17 protein-coding genes and 2 tRNA genes are annotated in these 23,802 nt (G+C 66.6%); 9 read left to right on the forward strand and 10 right to left on the reverse strand.

The window, feature by feature from the left end:
• Window position 1: 1 nt before the first annotated feature.
• A complete protein-coding gene (locus tag O3299_RS02125) occupies window positions 2-520 on the reverse strand; it encodes a sigma-70 family RNA polymerase sigma factor (protein WP_305061385.1) in 519 nt (172 codons plus the stop codon).
• A 217-nt stretch (window positions 521-737) separates the two neighbouring features.
• On the opposite strand from O3299_RS02125, the gene O3299_RS02130 reads away from it, so the two are divergent.
• Window positions 738-1,406, forward strand: coding sequence for a hypothetical protein (locus O3299_RS02130; protein WP_305061386.1), 669 nt, complete (start codon window positions 738-740; stop codon window positions 1,404-1,406).
• Between the two features lie 64 nt (window positions 1,407-1,470).
• On the opposite strand, the gene O3299_RS02135 is transcribed toward O3299_RS02130, so the two are convergent.
• The 5 genes from O3299_RS02135 to O3299_RS02155 form a co-directional block, all read right to left on the reverse strand.
• Window positions 1,471-1,547 (reverse strand) — tRNA-Met (locus O3299_RS02135).
• 143 nt (window positions 1,548-1,690) lie between these two features.
• A tRNA-Met gene (locus O3299_RS02140) sits at window positions 1,691-1,767 on the reverse strand.
• 56 nt (window positions 1,768-1,823) lie between these two features.
• Window positions 1,824-3,002 carry a class I SAM-dependent methyltransferase gene (locus O3299_RS02145; protein WP_305053376.1) on the reverse strand — a complete coding sequence of 393 codons (1,179 nt, stop codon included), beginning with the start codon at window positions 3,000-3,002 and terminating at the stop codon, window positions 1,824-1,826.
• A 58-nt stretch (window positions 3,003-3,060) separates the two neighbouring features.
• On the reverse strand, window positions 3,061-3,936 hold the full coding sequence (locus O3299_RS02150) for a hypothetical protein (RefSeq protein ID WP_305061387.1): 876 nt from the start codon (window positions 3,934-3,936) through the stop codon (window positions 3,061-3,063).
• Window positions 3,937-3,996: 60 nt separating this feature from the next.
• Window positions 3,997-4,206 (reverse strand): hypothetical protein, encoded by a 210-nt coding sequence (locus O3299_RS02155; protein WP_034755039.1) that lies wholly within the window; start codon window positions 4,204-4,206, stop codon window positions 3,997-3,999.
• 178 nt (window positions 4,207-4,384) lie between these two features.
• On the opposite strand from O3299_RS02155, the gene O3299_RS02160 reads away from it, so the two are divergent.
• Window positions 4,385-4,552 (forward strand): hypothetical protein, encoded by a 168-nt coding sequence (locus tag O3299_RS02160; protein ID WP_305053374.1) that lies wholly within the window; start codon window positions 4,385-4,387, stop codon window positions 4,550-4,552.
• Window positions 4,553-4,729: 177 nt separating this feature from the next.
• Here O3299_RS02160 and O3299_RS02165 read toward each other — a convergent pair whose 3' ends face one another.
• The 3 genes from O3299_RS02165 to O3299_RS02175 all read right to left on the reverse strand — a co-directional run bounded on the left by O3299_RS02165 (window position 4,730) and on the right by O3299_RS02175 (window position 12,834).
• Window positions 4,730-8,488 (reverse strand): AAA family ATPase, encoded by a 3,759-nt coding sequence (locus O3299_RS02165; RefSeq protein WP_305061388.1) that lies wholly within the window; start codon window positions 8,486-8,488, stop codon window positions 4,730-4,732.
• A 16-nt stretch (window positions 8,489-8,504) separates the two neighbouring features.
• Window positions 8,505-9,731, reverse strand: a complete 1,227-nt coding sequence (locus tag O3299_RS02170; protein ID WP_305061389.1) for an exonuclease SbcCD subunit D C-terminal domain-containing protein — start codon at window positions 9,729-9,731, stop codon at window positions 8,505-8,507.
• 82 nt (window positions 9,732-9,813) lie between these two features.
• Window positions 9,814-12,834: a PAS domain-containing protein gene (locus tag O3299_RS02175; RefSeq protein ID WP_305061390.1), complete on the reverse strand. Its 3,021-nt coding sequence runs from the start codon at window positions 12,832-12,834 to the stop codon at window positions 9,814-9,816.
• 282 nt (window positions 12,835-13,116) lie between these two features.
• Here O3299_RS02175 and O3299_RS02180 point away from each other — a divergent pair, with 282 nt between their 5' ends.
• On the forward strand, window positions 13,117-13,488 hold the full coding sequence (locus O3299_RS02180; protein ID WP_034755042.1) for a YajD family HNH nuclease: 372 nt from the start codon (window positions 13,117-13,119) through the stop codon (window positions 13,486-13,488).
• Between the two features lie 23 nt (window positions 13,489-13,511).
• Window positions 13,512-14,180 (forward strand): response regulator, encoded by a 669-nt coding sequence (locus O3299_RS02185; RefSeq protein ID WP_099664720.1) that lies wholly within the window; start codon window positions 13,512-13,514, stop codon window positions 14,178-14,180.
• A 61-nt stretch (window positions 14,181-14,241) separates the two neighbouring features.
• Here O3299_RS02185 and O3299_RS02190 read toward each other — a convergent pair whose 3' ends face one another.
• Window positions 14,242-16,386 carry a TonB-dependent receptor domain-containing protein gene (locus O3299_RS02190; RefSeq protein WP_305061391.1) on the reverse strand — a complete coding sequence of 715 codons (2,145 nt, stop codon included), beginning with the start codon at window positions 16,384-16,386 and terminating at the stop codon, window positions 14,242-14,244.
• A gap of 165 nt (window positions 16,387-16,551) precedes the next feature.
• On the opposite strand from O3299_RS02190, the gene O3299_RS02195 reads away from it, so the two are divergent.
• The 5 genes from O3299_RS02195 (at window position 16,552) to O3299_RS02215 (ending at window position 23,794) form a co-directional block, all read left to right on the forward strand.
• Entirely contained in the window at window positions 16,552-17,904 is a 1,353-nt protein-coding gene (locus O3299_RS02195) for an ATP-binding protein (protein WP_305061392.1), read from the forward strand.
• A gap of 62 nt (window positions 17,905-17,966) precedes the next feature.
• Complete coding sequence (locus O3299_RS02200) at window positions 17,967-19,250, forward strand: winged helix-turn-helix domain-containing protein (RefSeq protein WP_305061393.1); 1,284 nt, start codon at window positions 17,967-17,969, stop codon at window positions 19,248-19,250.
• A complete protein-coding gene (locus O3299_RS02205) occupies window positions 19,247-20,239 on the forward strand; it encodes a DUF2804 domain-containing protein (protein WP_305053367.1) in 993 nt (330 codons plus the stop codon). Before O3299_RS02200 ends, O3299_RS02205 begins: the two co-directional genes overlap by 4 nt.
• Before the next feature lie 118 nt (window positions 20,240-20,357).
• Complete coding sequence (locus O3299_RS02210) at window positions 20,358-23,024, forward strand: bifunctional acetate--CoA ligase family protein/GNAT family N-acetyltransferase (RefSeq protein WP_305061394.1); 2,667 nt, start codon at window positions 20,358-20,360, stop codon at window positions 23,022-23,024.
• Between the two features lie 116 nt (window positions 23,025-23,140).
• Window positions 23,141-23,794, forward strand: coding sequence for a hypothetical protein (locus tag O3299_RS02215; RefSeq protein WP_289899117.1), 654 nt, complete (start codon window positions 23,141-23,143; stop codon window positions 23,792-23,794).
• Window positions 23,795-23,802: the final 8 nt, after the last annotated feature.

Consider the following 23,802-nt stretch of genomic DNA (forward strand, 5'->3'; position numbering starts at 1 on the left):
CTCAGGGCACGGCAAAATCGGGCACGGCAAAAAAGCACAGCAGGTTGGCCTTGCTCAGGTATTTTTTGACGGAATGCGTGGTGGTATCCAGTTCGGCGGCGATCTCGGCATAGGTCATGCCGTCCAGGTGGGCCAGCAGGAAGGCGGCCCTGGCCTTGGCGGAAAGCTGGTCCAGCGCGCGGTCGACCAGTTGCAGCGATTCGAGCAGGAGGGACATCGCTTCCGGCGACGGCGTGCAGGCATGCGGCTGGTGCAGCAGGGCGTCGAGGTAGGCCCGTTCGAGCGCTTCGCGCCGGCAGTGGTTGGCCAGCAGGCGTTTGGCGATGGTAGCCAGGAAAGGGCGCGGCTGCGCGATCCCGGCACTGCTGCGCGCAACGAAGATATTCAGGAAGGTATCCTGCGCCAGGTCGCCCGCCAGCCCGGCATCGTGCAGGCGGCGCTTCAGCCAATGCAGCAGCCAGGAGTGGTGCTCGGCATACAGCGACTGGAAATCGGACGGCGGGGAAGGGGCGGACAGCATGCGTACGGGATGGCTTAATCTAAATGAGAATTGTTCTCATAATAGCGTAGCGGCGTCCGCCAGGCAATCGGGAAAACGCGGCGTTGCTGAAATGCGACTGCGCGCCAAGTCGTGTGCGGCGGTGGATTTGCGCCCGCGCACGGCAGATGTAAAAGTTTCCTTGGCGCAAGCTTTCATGTGAGAAAATGCGGGCTGTCGATGTGGTGCGGAGCGAAAAATGATGTGGATGGTTGGCGGTGCCCTGGTTCTCCTGGTCGCCCGATTCTTATGGTTGGCCTTTTTCCACCGGGTCAACGCGATGTCGCGCCAGGCGGAACTGATGAACTGGCTCGACATCGGCCGGGTGTCGAATGCCGATGGCGGCAAGGATATTCTGTTGGCGAGAAATGAGCGCGGCGCCCGGATCGACTGGCGCACGGGCGAGGTCTGGCTGATGAATCCCAAGGTGGCCGAGCCGTTTGCCGATTTCCTCGCCGTCGAACGCTGGCTGACCCTGCGCGACATGCCGCCGGCGGACAAGCCGGCCGCGGCCGCGCCTGCACCTGCGGAGCTGGAACCCGACGCGGCGCCGGACGCCGGCCCCGTGCGCGATACCTTGCCGGCCTTCCAGCAAAAGGTCGATGCGTGCCTGGCCAAGGCGGAAGGCGGCCAGGAATTGCTGGAAACGAAGCAGGCGTTCGAGGCGGGCAGCGAGCCTTACCTCGAAGCGTCGACGGAATTGAGCAAGACCGCGCTGGAACTGGAAGTGTCGCCGGCGATGGTGGCCACGTTTCATATCAGCGCCTTTGCCGCGCTGGCCGAAACGGCGGGTGCCGACAAGCTGGAACGGGTGGCGGCCAGCCTGCATGCGGCGGCCAGGCAGATCAGGGCCAGCGTCGCCGCGTGAGCGGGCCAGGCCTGGAATGAAAAAACCGCTGAATCCCTTGCAGGAGTCAGCGGTTTTTATGTATTGGTTGCGGGGACAGGATTTGAACCTGTGACCTTCGGGTTATGAGCCCGACGAGCTGCCAGACTGCTCCACCCCGCAGGCGAATTATAACCGAGTTTGTTGCATTGCGAAAGAGCGGATCGCAACCGGGGGCATTTGGCTTGCATGAGGGGCATTGGCATACCGCGCCGCCATGGAAAAAGCCGCCGATCCCTTTGCAAGAATCAGCGGCTTTCAAATATTGGTTGCGGGGACAGGATTTGAACCTGTGACCTTCGGGTTATGAGCCCGACGAGCTGCCAGACTGCTCCACCCCGCAGGCGAATTATAGCGGGGTTTGCTGCAATGCGCAATGGCCGGGTTTCAGACCCTCGATTATGCCGCCGCCAGGCGCCACAGCGACGTGACTTCCTTCGAGCGGGCCGCGTGCAGGCTGTCCGTCGCATCCTGCGCGCGCGGGTGCGTGGGTTTCACGTCCAGGCGGTCGACGACTTTCAAGCCCGCTTGCGCTATCCATTCGAGCAATTGCGCGCGCGGGCGCAGGCCCAGGTGCTCGGCCAGGTCGGACAAAATCAGCCAGCCTTCGCCGCTGGGCTCCAGGTGGTCGGCCAGGCCGGCGAGGAAACCGCGCAGCATGCGGCTGTCCGGATCGTAGACGGCGTATTCGATCGGCGAGCTGGGACGGGCCGGCAGCCAGGGCGGATTGCACACGACCAGCGGCGCGCGGCCGGCGGGGAACAGGTCGGCCTGCACGACGTCGACCTTGCCCTGCAAATCGAGGCGGGCCAGGTTCTCGCGCGCGCAGGACAGGGCGCGCGGGTCCTGGTCGGTGGCGACGATGCGTTCGATGCCGCGCTGCGCCAGCACGGCGGCCAGCACGCCCGTGCCCGTGCCGATATCGAAGGCCAGCTTGGCGCGCGCGGGCAGCGGTGCATCGGCCACCAGGCCCACGTACTCGCCGCGGATGGGCGCGAACACGCCGTAATGCGGATGGATGCGTTGGCCCAGGGCCGGCAGTTCCACGCCCGTGCGGCGCCATTCGTGCGCGCCGATCAGGCCCAGCAACTCGCGCAAGGAGGCGACGAACGGCTCTTCGCCGCGGCCATACGCTTCATTGCAAGCCAGTTTCACGTCCGGCGCGCGGCGCAGCGGGATCGTGTAGTCGGCGTCGAAGGGCAGCAGCAGCATGGCCAGGGTGCGGGCGCGCTGCGACTGGGCCTGGCGGTGCAAATGGAAGGCTTCCGTGGCGGTCGGTTCGGGTTTCGCCAGCTTGGCGGCCTTGGCCTTCTTGCTCGGCTTGTCGTTCTTGTGGTCGGCGCGCCGCGCCAGCGCCTGCAGCAACTGGCGCGCGTTCTGGAAGTCGCCGCGCCACAGCATGGCCGTGCCTTCGCAGGCCAGGCGGTAAGCCTGGTCGGCCGTCGTGCGGTCGTCGGCGATGACGACGCGCTTGGGCGGCGGCATGCCGCTTTCCGAGCGCCAGCGGGCCGAATGCTCGGCGCCGTTTTCGCTCCAGTGGATCTGCGGGTGGACGGTAGGTGAAGATGTGTCGGACATGGGATTCAATCGATAGAAGGGGGCGCGCGGCATGGTCGCCTGCGCAGGCCGTCTTCCATTATACGTCGACGGCCGTGCTGTTTGCCGTGTCCGTGCCATAGGCGAGTGCCAGCGCGCGGGCGCGCGCCTGCTCTTCCGGCGTGGTTTCCACGGCTTTCCTGTCGACTTTGGCGGTCTCGGTGGCATGCTCCGGCTGCACCAGCTTGAGCAAACGCAAGCTCAGGCTGCCCGCCAGGTCGCCATCCTTGCCGCTGGCGCTGGCGCCATCGGATGTGCCCTGATAGAGATTGCTTTGCAATTGCTGGCCCAGCAGCTTGAACAGGTCATGCAGGTTGCCGCTGAAGTGCGTGGCGGGCAACTCCCTGGCGGGCGGGCTGGCGTCGTCGGCGGAGCTGGCTTTTTCGTCGGCTTCTTCGTCTGTTTCTTGCGTTTGCTCAAGGACGCCCGCGCTGATGTTCGATTGATATTGCACTTCCACTTCGAAGTCGAAGGTCTGACCATCGGCCGTCGTGATCTTGCCCTTGCCGATGAAATGCGCGTTTTCATCGAGGCTGAAGGCGGCTGCGTGGCTGCTGCCGTTGGCGCCCGAGACGCTGGCGCTGCCACTGCTGAAGCTGGAACCGGCCTGTAGGTCGACGGAATCGAAGGCAACCGTGGCGCCGTCGCCGAACAGCTGGCGCGTCATGGTGGAGAGAAAATCCTGCGCCACATCGACGGTGGCGTTGCCCAGCGCATCGGTCCGTTGCGACAATCCCTTGGCAGACAGGTCCAGGCCATTTTTCGACAGCGCCACCACGTCTTGCGCCGTGCGCTGCATCAGGGGCGAAGCGGCCAGGCCGGACGCGCCAGCGCCTGCTTTTGGCGGCGCCTGTCCTGCCAGGGGATTGGCGGCGGGCTGGCGCGAGCCGGAAAGGAGGGCGGGGAGCTGGGACATGGTCGGTTCAAATGGGGAAGATAGGCGAATTAACGGCAATATCGCCCCATTCTTTAACCATTAGTGGTGGTGCGACCAGCTACCGTCTGCCGATTCCAGGTAGGACTTGACGGCATCGGCCTGGCCCGTGGCGTGACGCTTGAGTTCGCCGCATGCGCAAATGCCCTGATACGGCTGGATATGCGAGCAGGCGGAGACTTTTTGCAGGTAAACCTGCATGGATTTGTGACATTTTACGCACTTGAAGGTGAGGCTGCGGGCGGCTTTCATGGGGTTCCTTGAACTGTTGCGGGGCGTAGAGTTCGTCTACGCGAAGGCGGCGATTTTAACGCACTCCGGCCACCGTTACACGTTGTTGCATCTGCGCCACGCGCACGTCAACTGAATCCGCGCCGTGACGTTGAACGTATATAGGAGGTCGTCTGACCGCCATTGAAGAGGTAGCACCATGGACAAGCGTGACAAGGAAAAGCCTGTACAGCCCGCCAAGGAGCTGGTGAGAAAATGGTTGAAAGCGGAGCTGGAACAGCGCCGGCCCCCGCCCGACCCCGAGCAGATCCGCCGCGAACTGGGCTGGGATCTGCTCAGGCTGGGACGCGAACCGCTACCTCGATGACGCCTTTGCCACGCCCTTAGAGCCTATCCCGGTAGATGAATACATCCCCTGCTGGCGCCCCTCAGAAGCGGGGACTGCGTTGCTCGTCGTCGCGTGGCTCGCCACGCGTCCTCCTCACGCCTTGTCCGCGCTCCTGATGCGCTGCCAGCAGAAGACGCTCCCTACCGGGATAAGCTCTTAGCGCACCGTCACCACGCTCTTGCCGCCGGACCCAGGCTGCACGAGGATGCGGGTGGCGATGCGCTCCGTCATTTCCTGCACGTGCGAGATGACGCCCACCTTGCGTCCCATCGCTTGCAAGCCGTCGAGCGCATCCATGGCCACGCGCAGGGTTTCCGTGTCCAGGCTGCCGAAGCCCTCGTCGATGAACAGCGATTCCACGCGCACCCGGTTCGAGGATAGCGAGGCCAGGCCCAGCGCCAGGGCCAGCGAAACGAGGAACGATTCGCCGCCCGACAGCGAGTGCACGGAGCGCAGCTCACCGCCCATGTCCTGGTCGCGCACCATCAGGCCCAGCGACGGGTTGTTCGGGTTGTCGATGCGTTCCAGCTGGTAGCGGCGCGCCAGGTGGTTCAGGTGCGCGTTGGCATAGCCGAGCAGCACTTCCAGCGTGAATTGCTGCGCGTAGTTGCGGAATTTCTTGCCGTCGGCCGAGCCGATCAATTCATTCAGGCTGGCCCAGCGCCGTTCGATCACGGCTTGCGCCTCGATCTGCGCCAGCATCGCTTGCGCGCTGTGGCGCCTGGCGTCGTCCTGCGCGATGGCCAGGCGCAGTCGCGTCGCTTCCTGGTTGGCCGCCTGGCGTTCGGCGCCCAGCGCGTCCAGCGCCGCCTGCAGTACGGCCTCGTCCATTTCCAGCGCTTCCGGCGGCTGCTGCACGTGCGCGGCCAGTTGCTGCCGGCGCTCGGCCAGCACGGAAACGGCCGCCGTGTGGCGGTCGGCGATTACTTGCAGGGCGTCGCGCTCGGCGCGCATGGCGTCCATGGAGATGGCCAAGCGCGCGCGCAGCTCGTCGAGCGTGTCGGGCGCGTGGCCGGAGTGACGCTGCCGGAATTGCTGCAGCCAGTCGTGCAGGGCGACGGTGGCGCCGTGCTCCTGTTCGCGCAGGGCGGCCAGGCGCTGCGCCAGCTGCGCGCACGCTTCGTCGAGGCGCGTGCGCTGCGCGCTGGCCGCGTGGGCCGCCGCCTGCTGCTGCGCCAGCTGGTCTTTGGCCTGCGCGATGGCCGCCGCCAGGCTGCGTTCCACCTCGCCCACGCTCTGGCCCTGCCACAGCGCGTTGCGCTCCGTTTGCAGTGCCGTGCGCTGTTTGTCGGCGGCGGCAAAGGCGGCGTGGGATTCCTGCGCCGTTTGCCGTGCCTTGCCGGCGGCCAGCTGCGCCGCTTCCAGCTGCGCGGCCAGGGTCGCCAGCGCGTGGCCGCGCTGGTCCTGGTCCGCCTGCTGTTTCAGCCACTGCCGGCTTTCCGTTTCGCGCGCCGCGCGGAAGGCGGCGGGGCCGGCGCGCCAGCTGTCTTTCCAGCCTTCGGCGCCTTCCACGTCGGCAAACGCGGCATCGAGCTGCGCCAGCAAGCCGTCAAGCGCGCCGCGCGACGTTTCCGCCTTGTCCAGACTGGCCGCCTGCTGTGCCTGCAATTGCGCCAGACGCGTCTGCGTTTCGGCGACGGCGCTTGTGCAGCGCGCATGTTCGGCGCCGGCCAGTTCGTGCGCCGCCTGCGCTTGCTCACGCCGCGCGCCGGCCTGGCGCAGCGCCGCCTCCTGCTGCGCCAGCGCTTGCAGGGCTGCCGCATTGGCCGCCAGCTGCTGCGCGAACCAGTCCGCGCGCTGGTTTGCCGGCGGCAGGTGCAGGGTGTCCGCATGCGGCTGCCATTGCGTGTTCAAGCTATCGATGGCGGGCGGCAGGATGGCCAGTTCCGCATCCGTCTGCGCCTGTTCGCGCGCGGTCGCGGCCAGCGCCGCCTTGTGCGTGGCCAGCTGCTCCAGATTGCTGCGCACCTGCGTGCGGCAGGCCAGCACTTCGTCCTGCAAGCTGGCCAGCATTGCCTGCAAAGCGTCGTCGGCGTGGGTGTACGGGTGTTCCAGCGCGCCGCACACGGGGCAGGGCTGGTCGTCCTGCAAGGTGGCGCGCAGTTGCTCCACGCTGGCCGCGCATGCCGCTTCCGCCCTTTTCAAGGATTTTTCCGCCTGCGCCAGGCCCGCTTCCAGCAGCGCCGTTTGTGCCGCCTGTGCCGCCAGGGCCGTCGTTTCCGTTTGCGCGGCTTGCGCCAGTTGCGCCGCCCTCGCTTGTCCGTGCGCCAGCTCCTGCTGCTTGCGCGCCAGTTCCGTCCACGTCTTTTCCGCCGCATTCAACTGGCGCGCATGGTCTTCCAGCTGGCCGCGCTGTTGCTGCAGCAGCTGACCATCGATGGCTTGCACGGCGCACTGCGCCTCGCGCCGCTGCGCATCGTGTGCGGCGAGCGTGGCGGCGGCCGCCGTCAACGCGGCCTGTGCCTCCTGGCCCGCGACGCCTGCCGCGCGTACCAGCTGCGCTGCGTCGGCCGCCCTGGCGTCGGCCGCATCGGCTTGCGCGGCCGCCTGGCCGGCCTGGGCGAACAGCTGGTCCGACAATTGCCATGACGCGGCCAGCGCTTGCCAGTGCTGGTGCGACGCCAGCCACAGGCGGCCCGTTTCCTGCTCCGCCTGCATGGCGTGCTGGTGCTGCTGCAGCTCGTGTAAGGTGGCGCGCGCCGTCTCGTTGGCCCGGTCGGCCGCCAGCGCACCCTCCCTGGCCTGCTGGTGCGCGGGCAAGTGTGCCGCAATGCCGGCATCGAGCGCCTTGGCTTGATCGAGCCGGGGCGCCGCGTCGCGTTGCGCCGTTTCCCTGGCTTGCAAGGCTGCCGCCGCCAGTTGCACGCTGGCGGTCAGCTGCGTTTCGCTGGTCACGGCTTGCGCCGCCTGCGCGCGCGACGCTTCCAGCGCGGCACCGGTGCCGGCGATGTCGTTCGCCAGGCGCGCCACGTCGTCGATGAGGGGCCGCGCCGGCTGCAGCAATTCCCACTGCGCCAGCGCCGCGCGGCGTCCTTCGGACGCGGTGCGTTCGGTGTCCGCGCTATCGAGCGTCTCTTGCGCCGCCGTTATCTGGCTTTGCAGCTTGTGCGTCTCCTGGTGCCAGCGCTGCTGCAGCTCCAGCACCGCCTTGCGCAAGTCGATGGTTTGCAGGGCGGTGTCGGCCGCGCCGCACAGCGCCTCGGTCTCGGCCCGTTCTTCCGGCGACAGGGGCCGCTGGTCGGCCAGTTTTTCGCCCAGGCGTTCGAGGACCTGCTTTTCCTTTTTTGCCCGCTCGAAGGCGCGCATGGAAATGTCGGTGTAGATGCTGCTGCCCGTCAGGGTTTCCAGCAATTCTCCCCGTTCATTGTCTTCCGTCTTGAGGAAGGTGGAAAACTCGTTCTGCGCCAGCAGCACGGCGCGCGTAAACTGGTCGAACGACAGGCCGATGCGCTTTTCGATCTCTTCCTTGACTTCCGTCTTGGTGCCGCCGATGGGCTGCAGCGCTGGCAGCTGGTGCAAGCTCATGGCGGTCGCCTGCAGCGCCCCTTCGGCCCGGGTGCGCGAGCGGCGCACGCTCCAGCGCGCGCGATAGCTGGCACCGTCGTTGCCGACGAAGTCCACTTGCGCGTAACCGTCCGGCGTGCCACGGCGCAGCAGGGTGCGCGTATCCTGGGCGTTGACGGTTTCCTTGCCCACGTCGGGCAGGGCGCTGCCCCGGCCCAGCACCTTCAGCAGGCGCGGCGTGGCGTCGTACAGGGCCAGGCACAGGGCGTCGAGCAGGGTGCTCTTGCCCGCGCCCGTGGGGCCGCTGATGGCGAACAGGCCGGAAGACGCGAGCGGTTCCTGCTGGAAGTCGACTTCAAATTCGCCGGCCAGCGAGGCCAGGTTCTTGCCGCTGATTTTCAGTATTTTCATGGTTCTTCAGGTGCACTCAGGCGCCGGGCAGCAGCAGTTCGGCCAGGGCCGACAATTGTTCGGGCGGCGCTTCCTTGCCGTATTTTTGCAGGTACAGGCGGCGGAAGATGTCGTCGGGCTGCAGCTGGCTCAATTGGTCCAGCGTCATGTTGTCGGGCGCGCTGCTGCGCGCGGCGCTCGACGTTTCGATCTTCGCCAGGCGCACGGGCTTGCCGTCGAGCGCCGTTTCGATGCGCGTGCGCAGGCCCGGTTCCGGCGCATCGAGGCGCACGCGCACTTCCAGGAAGGGCTGCGCTTCCGGTGCGGCGGCGGGTACGTCGAGGGCGGCCAGCTGCGCCAGCACCTCGTCGATCGGCGCCGGTGTGGCGGGCACGCGCAAGAGGGGCACGGCGCGCGGCACCTCGATGGTGCGCACGTCCTTCAACTGTTCGCCGTCGATGTCCAGGCACAGCACCTGGTGGCGGTAGTGCACTTCCGCAAACGACAGGGGAATCGGGCTGCCGCAATAGCGGATATGCTCCTGGCCGCCCACGGCCTGCGCCTTGTGCAGATGGCCCAGCGCCGCATAGGCGATGGCCGTATCGAAAATCCCCGAGGGCAGCATTTCCGTGCCGCCGATGACGATGCGGCGCTCGGAATCGTTCGACATTTCGCCGCCCACCATGTGGCAGTGGCCCATGGCTAGGATGGCTTGCCCGGGCTGGCGGCGCGCCAGCGCCAGGTCTGTCAATTGCCGGTACAGCAGGGCGATGCCGCCCAGGTAGGCGTCCTGGGTATCGCCGGCCGGCAGTTTCGGCACGTCGCCGGGACGCAGGAAGGGCACGGCCAGGCACCAGGCTTGCACTTGCCCATCGGCGCCCGTCAAAGGCAGCAGCAGGCGCTCCAGGTCGATCTGGCCATCTTCGTCGCGCAGCAGATGGCCGATCACGTGCGTGCCGTGCGCGGCCAGCAGGGGGCCGGGCGCTTCGAGCCGGCCGGCCGAATCGTGGTTGCCGGCGACGACGACCAGCTGCAGCGCGGGCAGGCGCGCGCGCGCCTGCTGCAGGAAGACGTACAGCTGCTTTTGCGAGGCGGCCGACGGGTTGGCGTTGTCGAACACGTCGCCGGCCACTAGCAGCACGTCGACCTTTTCGGCCACGAGCGTGTCGAGCAGCCAGTCGAGGAAGCGCTGGTGCTCGTAGCCCCGCTCGTAATTGTGCAGGGTCTGGCCCAGATGCCAGTCGGAAGTGTGCAGCAGGCGCATGGTGGGCCAAGGGTAGGGAAGACAGGCGCCAATATAGCAGGAATGATAGGGGTCAGACCCGCGCCAGGCGCCAGCGGCCATATCAAGTGGTCAGCATCCCGGCGCGATAGGTATTCCGGCCATCCTGCTTGGCCTTGTACAGCAGCACGTCGGCCCGCTGCAGCAGCACGGCGGGGGAAATGTCTTCGTCGCGGTAGAAAGTCAGGCCGATGCTGGCGGAAATGCGCACGGTGATGCCATCGAGTTCGAACGGCTGCTGCATGGCGGCGACGATTTTTTCCGCCAGCACGGCCGCGTCCTCGGGCCGGGTGATCTGTTCCATGATGATGGTGAATTCGTCGCCGCCCAGGCGAGCGACGATGTCGGTGACGCGCATGGTCTGCGTCAGGCGCTGGGCGAAGGCGCGCAGCAGCGCGTCGCCGGTGCCATGGCCGTGCGTGTCGTTGACGGGCTTGAAACGGTCGATATCCATGTACATGACGGCCATCAGGTGCTGATGCTGGCGGCTTGCGTGCATGGCGTCGCTGAGTTTTTGCTGGAATCCGGCGCGGTTCGACAAACCCGTCAGCGCATCGACCTGGGCCAGTTTCAGCAGGCGCTGTTTTTCGCGCTTTTGCACGGTGATATCCTGGCGCATCACGTGAAAGCCCACCACCTGCAGCTTGTCTTCGCCGATCTGCGGGATGTAGATCACTTCCAGGCAGCGCTCGATGCCTTCCTTGTCGTCTTCTTCCTCGAAGCTCAGGGTTTCGCCCGCCAGCACTCTTTCGATGTACGGCGCCACCGTGCGGTAGCGCGCCTCGCCCACCGTGTCGCGCACGCTCTTGCCCAGCGCTTGCCGGCCCGTCAGGCCGAATTCGCGTTCATAGGCGATGTTCAGGAAGCGGTAGACCTGGTCGGCGTCGATGTAGGCGATCATGGCCGGCAGGGTGTCGGCGATGGTGCGCAGGCGCGCTTCGCTTTCCAGCAGCGCCACTTCCGATTCGCGCAGGATGGTGATGTCGTCCAGGCTGCCCACGTAGCCTTCGATCCGGCCGTCGATGAGGATGGGGGCAATTTTGACGGAGACCCAGACCAGCCTGCCGTCGCGGTGCAGGCAGCGCAGGGTGGACTGGAATGGCGCATGGCTGCGCGTGAGCTGTTCCAGCGCCACGTGCATCAGCGGATAGTCGTCCGGGTGCAGGGCGCTGGTCCAGCCGGCGCCCAGGGCGGCCGCGCGCGGCAAGCCCGTGATCGATTCGAAGGTGCGGTTGACGTAGGTGCAGCGGCGCTGGCGGTCCAGGCGCACCAGGCCGAGCGGGGAAGCGTCGTTGACGGCGGCCAGTTCGGCCTGTTTCTGGCGCAGTTCCAGTTCCTGCTGGCGGCGCTGCGAGATATCCTCGGCGATGCACAGGATATGTTCGATCTGCTGGCGCTCGTCGAACACGGGCACGGAGACGGCGCGCAGGTAGCGCAGGCTGCCATCGAACAGGCGCAACGGCTTTTCCGTATGGTCGATGACGCCCCGCTCGGCCAGGATGGCGCGGTCGTCCTCGGCGTCGTGCAGGCCGAAGTCGGGCGGGAAGGCCTGGCAATCGGTCTTGCCGATGACGTCGGCGGCCAGGTGGCCGGTGATGTCCTCGGCCGCCTTGTTCCACACTTCCATCTGGCCGAAATTTTCCGGGCGCGCGCTTTTTACGTAGACCAGCACGGGCAAATGGTCGATCAGCGACTGCAGGAAGCTGCGGTTGTCCTGCAGCGCCAGTTCGTCGTGCTTGCGCGCGCTGATGTCGCGCGAGGTGACGGCCACGCCGTCGGCGATCGGCACCACCTGGTGGCGCAGCCAGCGCGTGCCGCCCGAGGCCAGCGGCAGTTCGAATTCATCTTCCAGCGGCTGGCCCGTTTCCATCACCAGCACGAAGCGCTTGAAGAAACGCTCGCCGCGCAGCAGCGGTATCAGCGGCAGCACGCGCTGGCCCAGCAGTTCGGAGCGCGGCTTGCCCAGCATGTCGGCGGCGCGTTCGTTGATGTCGGCAAAGGTGAAGTCTTCCACCGGCTTGCCCGGCGCGGCGCGCCAGGCTTTCAGCAGCAGCACGGCATCGAGGCTGCCCTGGTGCGCCGCGCGCAGCAAGGCTTGCGTTTCCGTGGCCTGGCGGATGCTGCGGCGCAGGCGCGCGCTCTGGCGCATCAGCAGGGTCGTAAAGCCGGCAATGAGCACGCTGGCGGCGAGCAGCGCGCCGACATATATCAGGCGGCGGTGTTCGAAGCGCGTCAGAGCTACGGCGCGGCTCACGCCCACCACGGCCAGCAGCGGGTAGCGCGGCAGCTCGTGGTAGCTGTAGATGCGGGACGTCGCGTCGACGGGCGGCTCGATCAGCAGTTCTTCGGCGGCGTGCTGCGGCGGTCCCGGCATGCGGAAGTCGATGCGGTCGCTGAGGATCAGTTGTTCGCCGATGCGCCCCGCCGTCAAGCCGCTGTCGCGCGCCACCAGCATCAGCGCGCCCTGTTCATCGAGGTTCAGGCGGTCGTAGTCGTCGACAAAATACGTGGGGTCGACGAGGATGACGATGGCGCCGGCAAAGCGGCCTTGCGCATCGTTCAGGCGGCGCGCCAGGCGGATGGTCCAGTGCTTGCCGCCCGCGTCGAGCATGGGCGTGTCGACCAGGACCGTGTCGGACGCATTCGCGGCCAGCGCCTTGAAAAATGCCTGGCCGGCCAGGTTTTCCGGCAGGTAGGCGTTGGCGCTGTCGAGCACATTGCCCTGCGCATCGACGAGGGCGATCGGTAATGCCAGTTTCGACGGCAGCACGCTGTCGAGCAAGCCCTGGCGGCGCGTGAATTCATTCAGGCGCAGGCCGCCGTCCGTTTCCTCGTATTTGAGCTTGAACAATTGCGTGGCGTGATCCGTCTGGCGCAAGGTGAAACTGGTATGGTCGGCCAGGGTGCGCGCCAGCGACTGGCTGACGGCCACGGCGTCGCGCACGGCGCTGGCCCGCTCCTGGCCCACCTGGTAAAAGACGGCCGCCCACAGCGCCAGCAGCAGGATGAGCGCGAACAGGGGCACCAGGCTGAGACGGTACAGGCGGCGGGCAAGGCGTTGCAGGGGTCTTGTTATCGCTATCACGGGCGCTTGCAGGCTATATTCATGGAAAAGGGGAGGGGCGGCGTGGCGCGCATGATAGCCGAAATCGGCCGCCTTGCGCGTCAGCGTGTTGCCGCCGCTGCCATCGTCTGTTCGCGGTCTGTCGCTGGCCTTATTTTGCTTTAAATCAAGTAGCCGTGGTGCCGCGCACGCTAAAAAAAGCACGCCGGCGGCGACACGGGCTGGCGCCGTGGCAGAAAAAGTACAATTGCGCCCCCATCCTCATTAAAATGGATGCTTCTTCCTCCCATATCGAAAGTTGTCATGCAGAGTAAAAAGCCCGACGCGGCAAGACTGGACAAGATCGTGGCTGAAGCGCGCCGCGCCGCCGACCAGCGCGAGAGCGGCTACCGCGAGCGTTCGCTGAAGATGTACCCGTGGGTCTGCGGCCGCTGCATGCGCGAATTCACGCGCGCCAACGTGCAGCAGCTGACGGTGCACCACCGCGACCACAACCACGACAACAATCCGCCCGATGGCAGCAACTGGGAACTGCTGTGCCTGTATTGCCACGACAATGAGCACTCGCGCTACCTGGAAGCGGACCGTGGCGCCGGCCTGCTGTCGGCCGAGGTGGCGCCCGCCACGCACAATCCGTTCGCCGCGCTCGCTGGCCTGATCAAGAAAAAGGACTGAGCGGCCCGTCCGCCTCCCACCCCATGCGCATCTTGCTGACCGAAGACGACCCGCAGCTGGGCCGCGCCACGCAGATCGGCCTGGAACAGGCCGGCCACGCCGTCGACTGGGTCACGAGCGCCGAACATGCGCACACGGCCGTGCGCCTGCACGACTATGGCTGCATTTTGCTGGACCTGGGCTTGCCGGGACAGGATGGCATGCAGGCGCTGGGCGTGCTGCGCGACAATGGCTACAGCGGCGCCGTGCTGGTCGTCACGGCGCGCGACCAGGTGGGCGAGCGCATCGCCGGGCTCGACGCGGGCGCCGACGACTTCATCGTGAAACCGTTCGACCTCGACGAGCTGGCCGCGCGCATCCGCAGCGCCTGCCGGCGCGCCGCGGGCCGCCTGCGCGAGCACCTCGTGCATGGCGACCTGGTGCTCGATATCGCGGACCGGCAGGTGACGCAAGGGGGATTGCCCGTGATGCTCACGATGAAGGAGTTTCGCATCCTGCAATTGTTGCTGGAACACGGCGGCCGGGTGCTGAGCCGGGAACAGCTGGAGAAAAACCTGTACAGCTGGGGCGATGAAGTGGAAAGCAATGCCGTGCAAGTGCATATCCACCACCTGCGCAAGAAGCTGGGGCGGGACTTGATACGCACCGTGCATGCGATCGGCTATTGCATTGATAAAGCGCAAGCGGCCTGATGAAAAAACGGGCTACCCTGAGGCAGCCCGTTGGCATCGATGATGCGGATGGATTAGCGCATCAGAAATCGACGGTGGCCGACAGCCACAGACGGCGGCCGTCCAGGCTGTTGACATAGCGGTTGGCGTAGGTCAACGTTGGCGCGCGGTAAGGCTGGTAGTCGACGAAGTCCTTGTTGAGCAGGTTGTACACGGCCGCGTTCAGGGTGACGCGCTTGTTCAGCTGGTAGCTGCTGCCCAGGTGCAACATGGTGTAGCCCTTGTAGTCGCCCAGCGCGGCCTTGGCGGCGCGCGTGGAAGCGGAGGTGCCCGGATCGCGGAAGCGCTCGCTGCGGTACTCTGCGCGCAGCCAGCCGTTCCATTCGCGCGAGATATCCCAGCTCAGGCGCGCGTTGACGGCGTGCTTGGGCGTGTCGCTCAGGGGCTTGCCCGCGTTGCTGCCACTCTTCTGTTCGCTTTCCGTGTACGTGTAGTTGGCGCTGGCCGACAAGGTCTTGCCCAGCGGGAAGCGCGTATTCAGCTCGACGCCGCGCGTGACGGCCTCATCCACGTTGACCGACTGGCCGAACGCATCGACGTTGGGCCAGTTGCCGAAGCTGACGCAGCCGGGACGGTTTGGCGACGGACGGTAATCGCAGTTGACGAGGCCCGTGCCCGTCGTGATCTTGTCCTTGAATTGATTGTTGAACAGGGAGCCGCTGGCGGTCCAGCCGGCCAGGTTGTCGAAATACGCGCCGATTTCCGTCGTCGTGCTCGTTTCCGGCTTCAGGTTCGGGCTGCCGACGAGGGGAATCGTGCCCTGGCCGCCGAAACCGTTGATTCCTGGCGACAATTGTTCCACGCGCGGCGTCTTGTAGCCCTTGCTGACGCCGCCCTTGACGGTCCAGCTCGGGTTGGCGTTCCACACGGCATACGCACGGGGGCTGGTCTGGCCGCCGAAGATGCTGTGATCGTCATAGCGGGCGCCGAAGGTCAGCGCGACATTCTCCAGCACCTGCCATTCGTCTTCCACGAACAGGGCTTTTTGCGTGAATTCGAATTTCTTTGGCGCCACGCCATCCGTCATTTCCGCTTTCCACCATTGCGCGCCGACGGTGGCCATGTGTTTGCCCAACGGCATGACCAATTTGGTGTCGAACACCTGGCTTTCCACTTCCAGGGTGCGCGCGCTGCCGGCGACGGCGCCGGGCGTGCCTGGCGGAATCGTGCGGCCCAGGGTTTCCGTCTTGTTCACCATGTAGCTGCTGTCCAGGGTGCCGAAGCCGAAGCGGCCCGTGTGCGACAGGGTCCACTGGTCGCGGTTGTATTTCTGCTCGGGACCGTAGCCGCCCTGCAAGCCCAAGGTACCCAGTTGCTTCTTCGAATTGTCGTAGGTCTGGCGGCCCGCATCCGCGTCGAGGATGACGGTATGGAAACGGTTGGGTGTGAACGCCAGGCGCGCGCCAAAGTTTTCGATGTCCGCGCGCACGGGGTTGGCGCCCATGTTCGGCACATTTTCCGCACCGGCCGTGTCGTTGTAGCGGATGTGGGCTGCATCGCGGCGCTGCTTGCTGCCGCGCAGGGATAGGCCCAGCAGGTCGGTGGCGATAGGGCCGCTCAGGTAGAAGCGGCCGCTTTTCACGTCGCCGAAATCGGACTCTTCCTGCAAGGTGTAGTCGGCCGAGATGGAACCCATCCACTGCTTGCCCACCTTGCGCGTGATGATGTTGATCACGCCGCCCATGGCGTCCGAGCCGTACAGGGTCGACATGGGGCCGCGGATGATCTCGATGCGCTCGATGGCGGCCAGCGGCGGCATGAAGCTCGTCTGCGTGCCGCCGAAGCCGTTCGGCGTGACATTGCCGGCCGCGTTCTGGCGGCGTCCGTCGATCAGCACCAGGGTGTAGTCGCTGGGCATGCCGCGGATGCTGATGTTCATGCCGCCCGTCTTGTCGCCCGCCGCGCCCACGTCGATGCCTTCCACGCTTTCCAGCGCCTGCGTCAGGTTGCCGAAGCGTTCCTTCGACAGTTCTTCACGCGTCAGCACGGTGATCGAGGCGGGCGCCTGCTTGATATCCTGCTCGAAACCGGAGGCGGAAACCACCACTTCCGGCATGCTGGCAGGCGTGCCCGTCTGGGCGTGGGCCGGCAGGCAGGACAGGGCGGCCAAGGCCAGGGCCAGGGTGGTGGGACGCGGCAGGTGCGCGCGGCGGGGGCTGTTGGACATGCAAACTCCTGAGGGTGAATGAATTATTGGTCTGTATTGTTTGGGTAATGGGAATCATGAAGGCAATAAGAATCATTTACAATTGCAGGCATGGCTTCCCAAAAAATATTTCGCTCCGGATCTTGCGCAGAAGTTCTTAAGAGATTCTTAACGGCTGGCGGCGGCGTGAAAAGCTGGTCGCTGCGGCGCACCCTGCTGGCCGTGCTGCTGGGCCTGACCCTGGCCCTGTGGGTGGGCAGCGCCGCCATCGTGTACGTGGAAGCGCGCCGCGAAAGCCAGGAATTGTTCGACCAGTCGCTGATCGAGACGGGCCATTTGCTGCTGTCGCTGGTGGAAAAGGATGCGCGCGAGCATGGCTTGACGGGGCCCATCGACCTGCCGCTGCGCGGCCATCCGAATCCCCACCAGTATTTGCTGTTCAAGGTGCGCGACGCGCAGCAGCGCGTCCTGTATCGCAACGACGCGGCGTCCGACATCGCCCTGTCGCGCAGCGCGCCGGACGGCCTGTCGTGGACCAGCATCGGCGGCCAGCGCTGGCGTCTGTTTTCGCTGTGGAACCCGCAGCGCAGCCTGCAGCTGCTGGTGGCCGAACCGACCAGCCACCGCGACGACATCAGCCGCGGTTTCTTTTACCGCATCGCGCTGTTCGGCCTGCTGCTCGTGGCGCTGGCCACCATCGCCATCTGGTGGAGCATCCACCGCGTGTTTCGCGTGCTGCAGGCGTCCGCCGACGAAGTGTCGGCACGCACGCCCGATGAACTGACGGACGTGCATGTGCACGGCGCGCCTTCGGAGCTGCATCCGCTGCTGCTGGAAATCAACCGCCTGTTCGGCAGGGTGCGGCACAGCCGCGACAACGAACAGCGCTTCACGGCCGATGCGGCGCACGAGCTGCGCACGCCGCTGGCCGCCATCAAGACCAATCTGCAAGTGCTGCAGCGGGCCCGCAGCGCGGACGAACGCGAGGAATTCATCGCCGCCCTGGGCGCCAGCGTGGAGCGCGCCACGCGCCTCGTCAACCAGTTGCTGGCGCTGGCGCAGCTCGATCCGCAGTCGCAGGCAGAGACGGCGCTGGCGCCGGGCGACCTGGCGCACGTGCTGGCAGCGCAGGGTGCGCAGTGGCAGGCGCTGGCCGCGCCGTACCAGTTGTCGCTGGCGGTCAACGTGGCGCCGGCGCCCTGCGCGCTGCATGCGGACAGCCTGCAGGTGTTGCTGCGCAACCTGGTCGACAATGCGCTGCGCTATACCCCGGCGCCGGGCGCCGTCGAGATCAGCTGCGGCGTGGAGGCGGGGCGCAGCTACCTGCGCGTGGCCGATACGGGACCGGGCATCGCCGAGCAATGGCACGCGCGCGTGTTCGAGCGCTTCGTGCGCCTGGGCGGCAGCCAGGTTCCCGGCAGCGGGCTGGGCCTGTCCATCGTGCGCCGCATCGCCGAGCGGCATGGCGCGCAGATCCTCCTCGGCGCCGGACTGCAGGGCCGGGGGCTGGCGGTGACGGTCGTGTTTCCCGCAACGTAGCGGGCGCGATCCGATAGCGATAAAACGCACAAGGCGTGTGCAGAATGCGGTATCTTTCTGTTATGCACAGCCCACACCAGCCCATTCTTTTCGATCCCCCCGCTTTATCGCTGGCCGCCGCGCGCGCGCTGCACCTGGCCGCGCAGGGCTTGCTGCAAGCGCGGCGCAAGAAAGCCGTGAAGGCCGACGTGCTGGCCTCCGTGCGGCAGATGGGCGTGTTGCAGATCGACACCATCCACGTGGTGGCGCGCAGCCCCTACCTGGTGCTGTGGAGCCGTCTGGGCGACTATCCGCAGCCGTGGCTGGAGCAGCTGCTGGCCGAGGGCGCGCTGTTCGAGTACTGGGCGCACGAGGCTTGCTTCGTGCCCATCGAAGACTATGGCCTGTACCGCCACCGCATGCTGGATCCGGCCGCCATGGGCTGGAAATACTCCGTCAAATGGATGGCCGAGCAGGGCGAGGCCGTCGCTTCGGTGCTGGAACACATCCGCGCCAACGGCGCCGCGCGTTCGGCCGACTTCGAGCGCACGGATGGCCAGGCGGGCGGCTGGTGGAGCTGGAAGCCGGAAAAGCGCTCGCTCGAAGTGCTGTTTACGTCGGGCGTGCTGATGATCGCCAAGCGCCACAATTTCCAGCGCTATTACGACCTGGCCGAGCGCGTGCTGCCGGGCTGGCACGACGGCTTGCTGCCGTCCGAGGAGCAGGTGCGCCGCCGTTTGCTGCTGGCCAGCGTGAAGGCGCTGGGGCTGGCGCGGGCCAGCTGGATCAGCGACTACTTCCGCACGAAGCAATCGCGTGCCAGCCTGGCGAGCGATCTGCAGGCGCTGGTGGACGAGGGCGCGCTGCTGCGCTGCACGGTCGATGGCTGGAGTGATGCCGTGTACGTGCATGCCGAGCATGGGGACTTGTTGCGCGACGCGGCGGCCGGCAAGCTGGCGCCCACCCTGACGACGATCCTGTCGCCGTTCGATCCCGTCGTCTGGGACCGGCGCCGCGCCCTGGAATTGTTCGGCTTTGACTACCGGCTCGAATGCTACACGCCGGCCGAAAAGCGCCGCTATGGCTATTTCACCTTGCCGATCTTGCGCCGCGGCGCGCTGGTGGGGCGCCTGGACGCCAAGGCGCACCGCGCGCAGGGGCGCTTCGAGATCAAGTCGCTGGCGCTGGAAGACGGCGTGCGCCTCAGTACCCGCCTGGTGCAGGACGTGGCCGGCGCCGTGCAGCGCCTGGCGCTCTGGCATGCCTGCCCGGATATTGATATTGCGCAGACGCAGCCGGCAGCCTTCGGCGCGCTGCTGGCCCAGGCCCTGCACGACGGCGGCGCTGCCGCAAGGCGGGCCGCATGATGCTGCCGCCGGCTCCTCCCCAGCTGCTCGACGCCGATGGCGTCCCCTGCTTTGGCCGCTACACGGGCCAATTGAACGCCTTCGACTGGGCCGCGCTGGCGCCGCCTCACGCGCGCGGCGCCCTCTGGCGCCTGTTCCACCACAAGCGCTGGCATTACGTGGCCCTGTCCACACCCACGCTGTTCTGCGGCGTGGCCATCGTCGACCTGGGCTGGACCAGCACGGCCTTCGCCTATGCCTTCGACCGCCACAAGGGCAAGATCGTGGCCAGTTTTTCGCAGGATGGCGTGCCGGGCTTGAGCGCCACGGTGGCGCCGCATGCGGGCGCCAGCAGCCGTTTCCGCTTCCTCTCGCAAGTGATCTCCATCGAGGCCCAGCCCCAGCAGCGCTATCGATTGCTGCTCGATTGCGGCCATTTCGGCATCGACGCGGAATTCGGCCCGCCCGTGGCGCCCACCTTGCTGGCCGTGGGACCCGTGGGCGAGGGCGGCAGCGTGCATGCGACGCAAAAGTCGGGCGGCTTGCCCTTGTGGGGCAGCGTGCGCTGCGGCGCCATGGGCTACAGCTTGGACGACGGCGTGGCCAGCTTCGATTATTCGAATGGCTTGCTGGCGCGCGAAACGGAATGGCGCTGGGCCTCGGCGCACAGCCTGGACCTGGGTTTCAACCTGCAGGCCGGCTATTTCGGCGCGCATGAAAACGCGCTGTGGCTCGATGGCCAGCTGTATCCGCTGGGCCGCGCGCATTTCGACTTCAATCCCGACAACCCGCTGGCGCCGTGGCATGTGTGGACGGACGACGATTTGCTGGACCTGCACTTCAAGCCGGAAGGCGCGCGCCGCGAGGATAAGAATCTGTGGATCGCCGCCAGCCGCTACATCCAGCCCATCGGCACCTTCAGCGGCTGGGTGCGTACCAGCGCGGACTCTCCCAAGCGCATCGTGGCGCAGCTGGCCGGGGTGACGGAAAGCCACCGCTCGCGCTGGTAGGGGCGCGCGGATTTTTCGTGAAATGCAGCGCAAGGTCAAATTTTTTTGGCAACGCATCCCTTACACTGGCGCGTAGCCGCTCCGGCAATCCCGCTCCGGCAATCCATGAGGCCAGAACATGAGTATCCGTAATCTCGACAAGCTGTTCAAGCCGGCCTCGGTGGCCCTGATCGGCGCCACGGCGCGCGAACGCAAGCTGGGCGCCATCGCCCTGTACAACCTGCTCGGTGGCGGCTACCAGGGAGACATTTGGCCCGTCAATCCCAAGTACGACGAGCTGATGGGCCTGAAATGCTACCGCAAGCTGGCGCACTTGCCCAAGGCGCCGGACCTGGCCATCATCTGCACGCCGCCCGCCACCATCACGGCCCTGATCCGCGAACTGGGTGCGTTGGGCACGCGCGCGGTCATCGTCATGACGTCCGGCCTCGACCCCGTGCGCGAGCAGTCGCTGCGCCTGGCCATGCTGAAGGCGGCCAAGCCGCACCTGCTGCGCATCCTCGGCCCCAACAGCATGGGCTTGCTGGTGCCGAAACTGGGCTTGAACGCCAGCTTCGCCCACGTGGGCGCGACCAGCGGCAAGATCGCCTTCGTGTCGCAATCGGGCGCGTTGGTGTCGGGCGTGCTCGACTGGGCCAACGCGCATGGCGTGGGCTTTTCCAAGTTCATTTCGCTGGGCGCCAGCTACGATATCGATTTCGGCGATCTGCTCGACTACCTGGCCGGCGACATCGACACGGCCGCCATCCTGCTGTACATGGAAGACATCCAGGCGGCGCGCAAGTTCATGTCGGCGGCGCGGGCGGCCGCGCGCAGCAAGCCCGTCATCGTCCTGAAGGCGGGGCGCGAGGCGGAAGGCGCGGCCATGGCGGCCTGGCACACGGGCGCGCTGGCCGGTTCCGACGCCGTGTATGACGCGGCCATCCGCCGCGCCGGCATGCTGCGCGTGTATTCGGCCGAGGAATTGTTCGACGCCGTGGAAACCCTCACGCATATCCGTTCGCAGCGCGGCGAGCGCCTGGCGATCCTGTGCAATGGCGGCGGCCTGGGCGTGATGGCCACCGATGCGCTGGTGAGCAGCGGCGGCAAGCTGGCCGAGCTGTCGCCCGATACCGTCATCGCGCTGGAAAAGGCGCTGCCACGGGGCTGGTCGCACGACAACCCCGTGGGCTTGCCCGGCGACGCGGCCGTGCAGCGCTATGCCGACGCCATCAAGCCGCTGCTCGACGAGCCGCAGGCGGACGCCTTGCTGCTGCTGCACGCGCCCACGGCCATGGTGTCGTCGATCGACATCGCCGAAGCCGTCACGCCGCTGATCAAGGCCACCTCGCGCACGGTGCTGTCGTGCCTGCTGGGCGGTACCACCGTGGCGCCTGCGCGCCAGGTCTTCAACCGGGCCGGCATTCCCACCTACGACACGCCGGAAAAGGCCGTGCATGGCTTCATGCAGATCGTGCAGTACCGGCGCAACCAGGAAACCCTGATGCAGGTGCCGGCGCAGCTGCCCATGTCGGCCACGCCGCGCCGCGCGCGCGTGCGCGAAATCGTCGCCGCCGCGCTGGCGGCCGGCCAGACGGTGCTGGGCGAATGCCGCTCGAAGGAAATCCTGGCCGCCTACGGCATTCCCGTCGCCACCACGCGCATGGCGGCCGACGTGGAAGAGGCGCTGGCCGTGGCGGCCGACATCGGCTATCCCGTCGCGTTGAAAATCCACTCGCCCGACATCGCCCACAAATCCGACGTGGGCGGCGTGGCGCTCGACCTCGATACGCCCGACATCCTGCGCACGGCCGCCGCCGCCATGCTCAAGCGCGTGCGCCGCATGCGTCCCGACGCGCTGATCGACGGTTTTACCGTGCAGCAGATGGCGCGCCGGCCGCAATCGCATGAATTGATCGTCGGCGTGACGACGGACGCCGCCTTCGGCCCCGTGATATTGGTAGGGCAGGGCGGCATCGCCGTGGAAGTGACGGCCGATCACGCCATCGGCTTGCCGCCGCTGAACATGGTGCTGGCGCGCGACATGCTGGCGCGCACGCGCGTGTCGAAGCTGCTGGCCGGCTACCGCAACCAGCCGCCGGCCGACATCGACGCCATCTGCTACACCCTGATCCAGGTGGCCGAGCTGGTGGCCGACATCGGCGAGCTGGCCGAACTCGACATCAACCCCCTGGTGGCCGATGCGGATGGCGTGATCGCCCTCGACGCGCGCATCCGCCTGCAGCCGGGCCAGAAGCGCGACCGCCTGGCCATCCGCCCGTATCCGCAGGAGCTGGAAGAGCAGGTGACGTGGATGGACCAATCCATCCTGCTGCGCCCCATCCGCCCCGAGGACGCGCCGCAGCACATGGACCTGTTCCACGCGCTGGACCCGGACGACGTGCGCCTGCGCTTCTTCACGTCCATGCGCGAGCTGCCCGTGTCGCAGCTGGCGCGCCTGACGCAGATCGATTATGACCGCGCCATGGCCTTCATCGCCACGCACACGGGCCCGGACGGCAAGCCGGAAACCCTGGGCGTGGTGCGCGCCGTGGCCGACCCGGACAATATCCACGCCGATTTCGCCATCGCCGTGCGCTCGGCGTTGAAAGGCAAGGGACTGGGACACATCCTGTTCGAGAAGCTGGTCGACTACTTCCGCAGCCGGGGCACGGAAGCGCTGGTGGGCGAGGCGATGGCGCGCAACAAGGGCATGCAGCGGCTGGTGAAAAGCTTTGGCGGCGAAGTCACGCCGTCGGAAGAGCCGGGCGTCGTCAACCTGCATATCGGCTTGCGCGCGCCGTAAAAGAAAGCGCGGCTGGCCAGCCGCGGGTTTGTGCAGGATCAAACCGGCCCCTGTCGGTAGTCTTTACACTTTCACTTCCAGGATGACATATCCAGCGCGTTTTCGGGAGTGAGTGCATGCTTACTGCAACATATATATTGGTTTCCCTGTCGGTGGAACAGGCCAGCATCCGCATGAGCTTGTTAGCTTTTCAGAAATACATGCAGGTGCAGCTGCGCCAGCAAAGCAGGCTCAGTTTGGCGCAACTGCAGTACACGGGCGACTGGCTGAACCGGCTGTACCAAGGGAGCTATTGGCGCAAGGTGGAGATGTACCTGATTCCCGCCATCCGCCAGGCCGCGCCCCATGTGGACGGCTTGCTGGACGAGTTGAACGGTTTGAACCACGCGGCGCTGGAAAGCATCAATGTCGTGCAGCAGCGCGCGGGTGCCGCCATCGACCATTCCGAATTACAGGCCGAGCAGCTGTGCGCCGCCATCGACGCCTTTTGTGCGGCCTTGCTGCAGCGCCTGGAAAAGGAAGAGCGCGAGCTGTTTGCGCTGGCGCGCAAGGTCATCGTCGGCGAAGCGTGGTTTGCCATCGCCTACCAGTTCCTCGCCCACGATGCGCGCGCACAGGAAGCGCGCCGTGGCAAGGCGCAGGTGCTGCCCTTTGTTTTGCCAGCGCCTTTGCCGGCGCCCTTGCCTGCAGCTGGCGGCGCTGAAACGCTGGCGGATGGCGCCGCGTCCGCGCCGCCCGCGCCGGCACAGCCGCTGCGTGCGCAGGCTTGAACGGGTAG

The organism is Janthinobacterium sp. SUN176 (genome assembly GCF_030587335.1).
GTDB lineage: Bacteria > Pseudomonadota > Gammaproteobacteria > Burkholderiales > Burkholderiaceae_D > Janthinobacterium > Janthinobacterium kumbetense.

Excerpts from the sequence above, each read along its gene's own strand:
- O3299_RS02190 (WP_305061391.1), bottom strand. The coding sequence starts at position 16,386 with ATGTCCAACAGCCCCCGCCGCGCGCACCTGCCGCGTCCCACCACCCTG.
- O3299_RS02185 (WP_099664720.1), top strand. The coding sequence starts at position 13,512 with ATGCGCATCTTGCTGACCGAAGACGACCCGCAGCTGGGCCGCGCCACG.
- O3299_RS02170 (WP_305061389.1), bottom strand. The coding sequence starts at position 9,731 with ATGCGCCTGCTGCACACTTCCGACTGGCATCTGGGCCAGACCCTGCAC.
- O3299_RS02215 (WP_289899117.1), top strand. The coding sequence starts at position 23,141 with ATGCTTACTGCAACATATATATTGGTTTCCCTGTCGGTGGAACAGGCC.
- O3299_RS02160 (WP_305053374.1), top strand. The coding sequence starts at position 4,385 with ATGGACAAGCGTGACAAGGAAAAGCCTGTACAGCCCGCCAAGGAGCTG.
- O3299_RS02145 (WP_305053376.1), bottom strand. The coding sequence starts at position 3,002 with ATGTCCGACACATCTTCACCTACCGTCCACCCGCAGATCCACTGGAGC.
- O3299_RS02180 (WP_034755042.1), top strand. The coding sequence starts at position 13,117 with ATGCAGAGTAAAAAGCCCGACGCGGCAAGACTGGACAAGATCGTGGCT.
- O3299_RS02205 (WP_305053367.1), top strand. The coding sequence starts at position 19,247 with ATGATGCTGCCGCCGGCTCCTCCCCAGCTGCTCGACGCCGATGGCGTC.
- O3299_RS02165 (WP_305061388.1), bottom strand. The coding sequence starts at position 8,488 with ATGAAAATACTGAAAATCAGCGGCAAGAACCTGGCCTCGCTGGCCGGC.
- O3299_RS02210 (WP_305061394.1), top strand. The coding sequence starts at position 20,358 with ATGAGTATCCGTAATCTCGACAAGCTGTTCAAGCCGGCCTCGGTGGCC.
- O3299_RS02125 (WP_305061385.1), bottom strand. The coding sequence starts at position 520 with ATGCTGTCCGCCCCTTCCCCGCCGTCCGATTTCCAGTCGCTGTATGCC.
- O3299_RS02155 (WP_034755039.1), bottom strand. The coding sequence starts at position 4,206 with ATGAAAGCCGCCCGCAGCCTCACCTTCAAGTGCGTAAAATGTCACAAA.
- O3299_RS02200 (WP_305061393.1), top strand. The coding sequence starts at position 17,967 with ATGCACAGCCCACACCAGCCCATTCTTTTCGATCCCCCCGCTTTATCG.
- O3299_RS02130 (WP_305061386.1), top strand. The coding sequence starts at position 738 with ATGATGTGGATGGTTGGCGGTGCCCTGGTTCTCCTGGTCGCCCGATTC.
- O3299_RS02150 (WP_305061387.1), bottom strand. The coding sequence starts at position 3,936 with ATGTCCCAGCTCCCCGCCCTCCTTTCCGGCTCGCGCCAGCCCGCCGCC.